This is a genomic window from Butyrivibrio sp. (assembly GCF_024699075.1).
Genome location: NZ_JAILQF010000121.1, coordinates 1 through 8,091, shown reverse-complemented (window position 1 = coordinate 8,091; position 8,091 = coordinate 1). Strand labels below are relative to the sequence as shown.

Here is an 8,091-nt window from a genome sequence, read left to right as displayed (position 1 = left end):
CTGCTTCAACTGTGGGATTTCCACGTGAGTCAAGGATTTCTCTACCAATTACTTTTTCGATCTCAAGATAATTCATCTTTCCACCTTTCTGAATGCCGGTTTTATACCGAGCTATACTGAGTAAAATATGCCCTAAACGCTTTATTAGCGCTAGTAGGTTTATGAATTGAAAAAAGTTAGTCATCGCTAACCATTTAATATTAGCATATGCTAACCCCTATTTCAATATGCAAATTTACTTTGACATAGATATTACTTATAAGTATGTGTCTAATTATTAAAACGGCAAAATTAAAAGAACCACTTTGACACTTAATAACGTTTCATCACAAAAAAGTACCTTATTAATCAATTATGATAAGTAATCGACAATATCTGCGTAGTACTCATCATTTTTATGTAATAGAATGACTTAAAGATCAAAAATCCCGCGTAAAGTCTCACGAGCAAGACTTTAAATTTTTTATGTAATTACGGAGAAAAAAATGAATCTCAAAACCGCTTACGAACCTTATTTTAAGATAGGTGCTGCGATTTCCAGATGGAATCTGCATACCGAAGCTCACATGAAGCTTCTTACAGACCAGTTCAACAGCTTCACCTGTGAAAATGATATGAAGCCCATGTTCTTTCTGGATATGAATAAAAATATGTCAGAGCCCCAAAAGTATGATCTTAATCCCGCGCTTACGTTTGAAAATGCGATACCTTACCTTGAGTTTGCCAAAGAAAACGGCATATCCATGCGTGGTCATACTCTTGTATGGCATAATCAGACTCCCAAGGGGTTCTTCTGCGAAAACTACAATGAGAATTTCCCTTTTGCTGACAGAGAGACAATCCTTAAAAGACTTGAAAACTATATCAAAGGCGTTCTAACTTTTGTTCAGACCAATTATCCGGGGATCATCTATGCCTGGGACGTTGTAAATGAGATCGTTGATGAGGGCGATTTCAGAAAATCCATCTGGACCCAAACTGTAGGCAATGACTTTTATGTCAAAGCATTTGAATATGCCAGAAAATATGCAGCTGATGGTGTTGACCTCTTCTACAACGACTACGAAACAGCTCTTGACTGGAAAAGAGATTTCATCATCAAAAACGTGCTGACACCCCTTATGGAGAAAAAGCTTGTGGACGGAATGGGCATGCAGTCTCATCTCCTTATGGATCATCCAGATCTTAGCGACTACAAAAAGGCTGTTGAAAGCTACGGCGCTCTTGGAATCAAATTACACATAACAGAGCTTGATATGCACAACACTGATCCTTCAGATAAGTCCATGCACGAGCTTGCCTTAAGATATAAAGAGTTCTTCAAGATTTATCTTGATGCCAAGAAATCCGGCAAGGCCAATATCACAAGTGTTACCTTTTGGAATCTTCTTGATGAGACCAGCTGGCTCTCCGGCTTTAGAAAAGAAACAAGCTATCCGCTTTTATTTAAAGGAAAGTGCGAAGCTAAAGAGGCTTATTATGCAGTACTTAGCGCTGCACTCGGGCCCGATACTCCTTAAGGCGCAGGCCTTATAAGCAGTCTATATAAAGGTACAGAGGTTCAGTCTTGGATATTAAGTATCTTGATAACAGCTGTATTAGCATAGGTCATAGGATCTGTATGATAGAAAAAGACAACTCCCTTAACAGGTGCAAACAGCGTTTCAAGTATTCTTCCTTCATAAGCATCTACTATATTTGCAAGTGGTGTACCTTCATCAACTTTGTCACCAACTTTTACCAGCGGCTCATAGAATCCTGATCTTGAAGTTCTTACTGATATAAGTTCTGTATCAGATATAGCAGTAATATTTTTTACCATTACAGGGCTGTATTTGATCATGCCCATATTTGCAAGAAAATTCATAACTGAAATAACAGCCTGGCCTGCCCCTGTTTTACTGATCTTGGATGTGGTATTGGTATACAAAGAGAAAGCCTTTGTATTCCATACCTGCCAGTTATAATTAAGAGTTGTAGTGTCGTAGGGCCTTACCTTTCTTTCTACGATATATTTAAGGCCAAACTTTTCAGCATCACTTTTCTTGGTCTGTCCTTCGTTCATATATCTAACATGAGGCACAAAATCTCCAGGCATATAAAAAGATGTAAATTGTATACCATATATGTAGTCCTTGACAGCCTCGAATACTCCATCTGCAATTCTTTGAGTAGTCTCTCCCAGATTATATCCAGGGAACATCCTGTTAATATCGGTATTATCTATAGACCAGAATCTTTTTTGTATATTAACTGAATATGGATTAATTGAAGGAATAATAAGAATCTTAATTCCTTTATTTATTCTTCCCTCTTCCTCTATCTGCTTCAGCTTTTTGATCAGCTGTGAACAGCAATATAGCTGCTGGACCTCGTTTCCTCTCGAATTTCCTACTATGCAGACAGCTTTTTTACCACTTCCAAATTCATAACCCTTGATCCTGAAATCGTCTCTGTACAATCCTTTTATTTCATATATGATCTTCTTTCTCATCAGATGCGGCTCCTTGTTTTATATCTCCTCTTTTACTGTTCTAACGTAACTACTTCTTTTTTCAGAATTCTTCCCATGAGAGAGCCTTCATCTACAATAGGATAATCTCTGAGCGTGAATATCATGCCATCTCCCGGTGATCTCACATCATCAAGCACCTTGCCTTTAAGCGGATCGACAATCTTACCTATGATCTGCCCTTTGCTAACATTTGATCCATGCACAACTAAAGGAATAAAAAGTCCACTGGCACTTGCATTCAGATATATGATGTCATCAGGATCTGTTGAAACCATCGGCTTTTTTACTTTAGGTGTTTCGCCCTTCCATATGCCCATCTCTTTCATAAGATTGAATATTCCATCTATCAGCTGATTGCCGTATTCCTTGGTGATCCTCATTCCAACGCCCATCTCAACCACAAGAACAGGTGTTCCTATACTGTTCAAACTATGAGCAAATGTAGCTTCCAAAACTGTATTGGCTCCATGAACCCATATAAAATCCACATTTGCGCCCTTGGCAATCGGCACCAGCTTTTCTGCATGAAGTTCATTGATCCTGATCTGGGGAATCTCAGTCAGGAAAATATTGCTGGCATGAATATCAAGTACAAGGTCTGACCCTTTGACATCATCGATTATGCCGGCAGCTATATATTCCGTCATATTCCCATCTATATTTCCCGGAAAAAGTCTGTTCATATCAAGGTCAAACGCCGGAATACCTCTCGTTATGGAATCAACTCCAAGAGGATTCATTGCAGGATATATATCCACTATTCCTTCAAGCATGTCCTTTTTGAGATTTATCCTTCTTTGCAGTTCATAACAGACATACTGACCCTCCAGTTCATCTCCGTGAATACCGGTGACTAAGCTGATCCTTTTCATGTCACCATCAGACTTGAAAGTCTCCGGCATTATACGATTCTTTCGTATCATCAGCTTTTCATCAACAGGCAGATCTACCGATGTCACTATTTCCACCATCTATATTGTCCTCCGCTATTCTTACTTAGTAATACTTATCTACTATCACATCGATGGTCTGTGTTTGTGTTCCGCCGCCCCACATCACGCCTTTATTTATAGTGCAATCCGAGGCATCTCTGCCGTTTCCAAGCTTAATATACTCATCAGTGATCTCTCTGTTATGAGTCGGGTCAAGCGCATAATAATATCCATCACAGCCTGCTTCTACCCAGGCATGGCTCTTGCCCTCACCGGCTATAAATCCGCACACATATCTTGCAGAAATGCCAAAATATCTAAGCAGCGTTATAAAAATATGTGCAAAGTCCTGGCACACGCCCTTTTTGTCAGTAAATGCTTTCTCCGCAGTCGTTTCTATGTCTGTGCTTCCTGGCTCATAAACCATGACTTCACTTAATCTGTTCATGACCCTTATGCATTTTTCTTTATCACAGGCTAGTTTTCCAATCTCTTCTGATATCTCTTTGGCAAAAGAGGTTATGCTTTTACCAGCAACACATTTACCAAACGGATACTTGTACATACCGTCGCGGCTTTCATTCACAACGCCTGACATAGCAGTATCCTGCGTCTCGACCATTCCTTTTATTATGTAATCAAATTCCAAATGTGAATGATCTACGCTTCCTATGAGCTGAATATTCCCAAAGGAATCCATCCCTTCTGAATACCTGGTATCAGGCCGCATTTTTATTTCGTAGTAGATTGTCTTTTGACGCCAGTCCTGTGTTGGAACAGCCTTAAGGGTAAAATAACTTTTAGATACTTCTTCGGAAAAGCCGATCTTCATCTTGTACTCATAGGTTAAAAAAGCCAAAACATTCCCCTTCCAAGTTGATTTTTATATACTGATAAAATGATGTAAGGGTCAAAAGGAACTTTTGACACCTACCTCATAAAATATATTTATTACAAAAAGTTTTTATGACTCAGGCAACTATTTTTTCCACAGTCAAAAGAATCTCATTGTAGTTAAGGATGCTGTCATTAGCAAGAGAACATACACTGTCAAGTGCTGACTTATTGTATTTAAGGCCGCTCCTAAGTACTCTTGGAATCATCCTTCTTATCTCTCTTTCAAGAAATACCTTATCAAGCTCAAGTCTTGCATACAGATCTATTCGCTCAATGCGCTTACCTGCTTTAATAATATTTCTGATCTGCTCCGATTCGATCTGATCATCAATTATCCCCCAGAAGGAATAAAGATTATCGACTATCTGCTGTAGTTCAATTAAAGGTGAATCGCTCACTGAAGCCTTGTTCATGGCATATAGTGCAAGCTGAATATAAGATAGTGCATCTGATCCTATGGTCTCGCGAAGAACTATAGCATTATCATAGGCCCTGTTTAAATTACTGATGATAGAATCCGGTATGCAGTCATCAAAAGGATACCTTTTAAGAAAGTCTTCTTTGGACTCATAAATATTCGGAATATCCAAAGCCTCGCAGTACTTGGGATATACTTCATCTGCAGAATCTATCATCACGTCAAAGCTTTTTGCAAAAATCTGCAGCGTGGTATATACCCTTTCTGAATACCTGCCTAACCAATAAAGGTGGTCAACCTGCTCTACTGAGATAATACCCATGTGTCTTTAAAACCTCCTCCCTGAGATGAATTGACGATGAATGAATCAGGATTCCTTGAAAACCGGGTCAGGCCGCTCTTCCATACGATAGGTTCGTCCGCCATCAGTACAAACGCCCTGAGATCCGCCTTTCTGGGAACGATCTCCCCTTCATCCATTATGTCCAGATCAATAAAATCTATCACTTCCTGCGCTATAAACCGCCTGGGTTCTGCTTTTAAAAGATCAATAAAGTCTTCTTTTTCCTGCCTTGTCATCTTATTTCCAAAGACGACCCCGTATCCTCCCGCTTCAGCCACATCCTTCAGCACCAGGTCATCAAAATGTTCCAGCACATATTTCATATCCTCCTCATAATAGGGAAGATAAGTGGGGGCGTTTTGCAGAACAGCATCCTCTCCCAGGTAATAACGGACCATTTTCGGCACGAAATAGTAGATCCCCTTGTCATCTGCCACACCGTTTCCGGGGGCATTGATGAGTGCCACATTACCCTTGCGATAGATATCAAACAGATGAGGTATGCCTATAACCGACTCTTCATTGAAATTCATGGGGTCCAGATACTCGTCCGATATCCTGCGGTACACAGCGCCCACCCTTTCCTTTTTACCCGAGAAGTCTATAAAGTACAGGTGATCATTTTCAACTGTAAGTTCTCTGCCGCTGGCCAGATGGGCCCCGGTCTGCTCCGCCAGATATGAATGCTCGAAATATGCTGCGTTATATCTGCCCGGGGTCAATATGACCGTATGCCCGCCCACATTTACATGGTCCATCACCCTCCTGAGAAGGGTTGCATAATTTCTGTTGTCTTCAAGATGGTTCTCCTGAAAGGTCCGGGGTGAACATTTGCGGCATATGTCCCTTGCTATCATGGGATAGGACGCGCCTGAGGGGATCCTCAGGTTATCCTCCAGCACATACCAGGTACCGTCCCTGCTCTGAACCAGGTCTATACCGGAGATGTGGGAATAGATCCCACCGGGGGGAGTGATCCCGTCACACACATTCAGATAACCACTGCCTGCGTAAATAAACTCCTCCGGTATCACACCGTCACGAATGATCTTCTTGTCGTGGTATATATCTGATATGAAAAGGTTGAGCGCCTGCACACGCTGTTTCAGACCCTTCTCCAGGAATGAAAATTCCTGCGTTCCTATGACCCTTGGGATCATATCGAAGGGAAAGAGCTGCTCATGAAATTCGTTATTTTTATATATGCCAAACTTTACCCCGTATCTTGCCAATAGTTCATTTACCGGTTCAGAATATTTACACAGTTCTTTCACATCCATACAGCCACCTTTCCCTCAGGTCGATCCCCTGCATTTCCTCTCATCTGTCACTTGCATAAAAAAGGACAATGACATTCAACCGAACGCCATTGCCCGCTTTTTCTATTTTTATGATCCCCGACATATGTCCAAAGATTATTGTCAAAAGATCGTATTAAATTATTTCAATTTAATATCATTTTTAATCTGTCCTGTCAAGAGATTTTTAAAAATTTCTTTCTGCTGTCTATTCATATAACAGTTTTTTCATTTTTCAAAGATTTATTCAGAAATATCGTCGTTCTTCGCAGGATTTGTGTGTGAACTCACATCGCCCTGTGCCAGTAAAGGCCTGGCCACTTTCTCATTAAAGAATTCTATCAGAGGTCCCATGAAGAAAGCCGTTATTATCGTGCCTATCCCTGCTATCTCAGGGATCCCGGACACGGGGTTGCCGGCCATGATGAAGAGCACGCATCCTGCGATCACGCACACAAGGTCGGTGCAGATACGGACATACTTGAACTTGCCCAGTTTCCATTTGCCGGAGATCACTATGGCCACCGCATCGTAAGTGGATACTCCAAGGTCAGCGGTCATGTAAAGGGCCGATCCGAAGCAGATGACCACTATGCCGATCAGGAGACACACTGCGCGAAAGGGCATGGATGGATCCGGGAATATCTTCTGAAGGTTGTCATATGTGAACTGTGTGATGTAGCCCAGAAGAAAGAGGTTAATAAATGTGGCTATGCCTATATTGTGCCGGTCGGTTATCAGGCTGAAGAGTAACAGGATCGCATTCACGATCACATACAATGTGCCAAAGGGGATCGGGCTCATGGCATCGATGCCGCTCATAAAGGACTGAAAGGGATCCACCCCGAGAGCTGCCAGTTTGAACACTCCCACGCTCACTGCGCATATGATCACACCTGCCAGTGACATTATTATCCTGCGTTTTCTGGCTTTTATAAACTCGATCATACTATGACCTCCATTTTGTCTGAAATCATATTCCCGATATATCTTTCCAATCCCGGATCTGATTCCTTCAACCCGGATTCCGCTTCCTACAACCCGGGGTCTCATGCTTCCCTTCTTGTCTTCACGATTTCAGAGCCACATATTTCCGACCTGCGACAATGAGAGCGTAGCATCTTATCTCTTCTTTGTCTATTAAAAAAAACGTCAGATCTTTCAGACATAAAAGGAAAGATGTTGGATTATTGACATATGTCAGAAATGATATTATACTCTTTTGTAATCAATCTTTGTCATGTCGGCTGCGTGAGGTGAAGTCTTTATTTATATCATGGCATTTGCCTCTCGCAGTTGCAGGCGAGTGGTTGCCGGCGGATAGTTACTGATGATAGTCTGCCGGCGGGTAGTTGCAGGCGAGTGGTTGCCGGCGAGCGGATAGATGCGAGCGTCGGCCGGTAAACGCCGGGGGATGATCTTATGCCGAGGCCCAAAAGATGCAGGAGAATATGCGGTTATCCTGATTACTGGAGTTTTGTTCCGGAAGGCTCCGAAGATCCGGAGACGATCCCGATCATGCTGGATGAATTTGAGACCATCAGAATGATCGATCACCGGAAGATGACCCATGAAGAATGTGCGGAGGCTATGGGCGTGTCCAGAGCTACAGTCACAGGCATTTATGAATCTGCCCGGAGCAAACTTGCAGATGCTCTTGTAAACGGAAAACGGATCAGGATCACAGG

At 41.8% G+C, this 8,091-nt stretch carries 9 protein-coding genes; 2 read left to right on the top strand and 7 right to left on the bottom strand.

Annotated features, from left to right (window positions below):
- On the bottom strand, positions 1-184 hold a 184-nt coding region (locus tag K6G87_RS04740), incomplete at its 3' end, for a hypothetical protein (RefSeq protein WP_296834554.1).
- A 301-nt stretch (positions 185-485) separates the two neighbouring features.
- On the opposite strand from K6G87_RS04740, the gene K6G87_RS04735 reads away from it, so the two are divergent.
- A complete protein-coding gene (locus tag K6G87_RS04735; protein ID WP_296834552.1) occupies positions 486-1,520 on the top strand; it encodes an endo-1,4-beta-xylanase in 1,035 nt (344 codons plus the stop codon).
- A 41-nt stretch (positions 1,521-1,561) separates the two neighbouring features.
- Here K6G87_RS04735 and K6G87_RS04730 read toward each other — a convergent pair whose 3' ends face one another.
- The 6 genes from K6G87_RS04730 to K6G87_RS04705 form a co-directional block, all read right to left on the bottom strand.
- On the bottom strand, positions 1,562-2,494 hold the full coding sequence (locus K6G87_RS04730) for a M14 family metallopeptidase (RefSeq protein ID WP_296834550.1): 933 nt from the start codon (positions 2,492-2,494) through the stop codon (positions 1,562-1,564).
- Between the two features lie 32 nt (positions 2,495-2,526).
- Positions 2,527-3,486 carry a M14 family metallopeptidase gene (locus K6G87_RS04725; RefSeq protein WP_296834548.1) on the bottom strand — a complete coding sequence of 320 codons (960 nt, stop codon included), beginning with the start codon at positions 3,484-3,486 and terminating at the stop codon, positions 2,527-2,529.
- A gap of 25 nt (positions 3,487-3,511) precedes the next feature.
- Positions 3,512-4,306: a transglutaminase family protein gene (locus K6G87_RS04720; protein ID WP_296834546.1), complete on the bottom strand. Its 795-nt coding sequence runs from the start codon at positions 4,304-4,306 to the stop codon at positions 3,512-3,514.
- Between the two features lie 112 nt (positions 4,307-4,418).
- Positions 4,419-5,084 carry an alpha-E domain-containing protein gene (locus K6G87_RS04715; RefSeq protein WP_296834544.1) on the bottom strand — a complete coding sequence of 222 codons (666 nt, stop codon included), beginning with the start codon at positions 5,082-5,084 and terminating at the stop codon, positions 4,419-4,421.
- Positions 5,066-6,385, bottom strand: a complete 1,320-nt coding sequence (locus K6G87_RS04710; protein ID WP_296834542.1) for a circularly permuted type 2 ATP-grasp protein — start codon at positions 6,383-6,385, stop codon at positions 5,066-5,068. The genes K6G87_RS04715 and K6G87_RS04710 overlap by 19 nt, the downstream gene beginning before the upstream one ends.
- A gap of 261 nt (positions 6,386-6,646) precedes the next feature.
- Positions 6,647-7,351 carry a YczE/YyaS/YitT family protein gene (locus K6G87_RS04705; RefSeq protein ID WP_296834540.1) on the bottom strand — a complete coding sequence of 235 codons (705 nt, stop codon included), beginning with the start codon at positions 7,349-7,351 and terminating at the stop codon, positions 6,647-6,649.
- 474 nt (positions 7,352-7,825) lie between these two features.
- Between K6G87_RS04705 and K6G87_RS04700 the strand changes: the two genes are divergently transcribed.
- Positions 7,826-8,091: DUF134 domain-containing protein (locus K6G87_RS04700; RefSeq protein WP_296834538.1), on the top strand; the 266-nt coding region annotated here is incomplete at its 3' end.

Coding starts and splice junctions, on each gene's coding strand:
- K6G87_RS04735 (WP_296834552.1), top strand. CDS start 486: ATGAATCTCAAAACCGCTTACGAACCTTATTTTAAGATAGGTGCTGCG.
- K6G87_RS04730 (WP_296834550.1), bottom strand. CDS start 2,494: ATGAGAAAGAAGATCATATATGAAATAAAAGGATTGTACAGAGACGAT.
- K6G87_RS04725 (WP_296834548.1), bottom strand. CDS start 3,486: ATGGTGGAAATAGTGACATCGGTAGATCTGCCTGTTGATGAAAAGCTG.
- K6G87_RS04715 (WP_296834544.1), bottom strand. CDS start 5,084: ATGGGTATTATCTCAGTAGAGCAGGTTGACCACCTTTATTGGTTAGGC.
- K6G87_RS04710 (WP_296834542.1), bottom strand. CDS start 6,385: ATGGATGTGAAAGAACTGTGTAAATATTCTGAACCGGTAAATGAACTA.
- K6G87_RS04705 (WP_296834540.1), bottom strand. CDS start 7,351: ATGATCGAGTTTATAAAAGCCAGAAAACGCAGGATAATAATGTCACTG.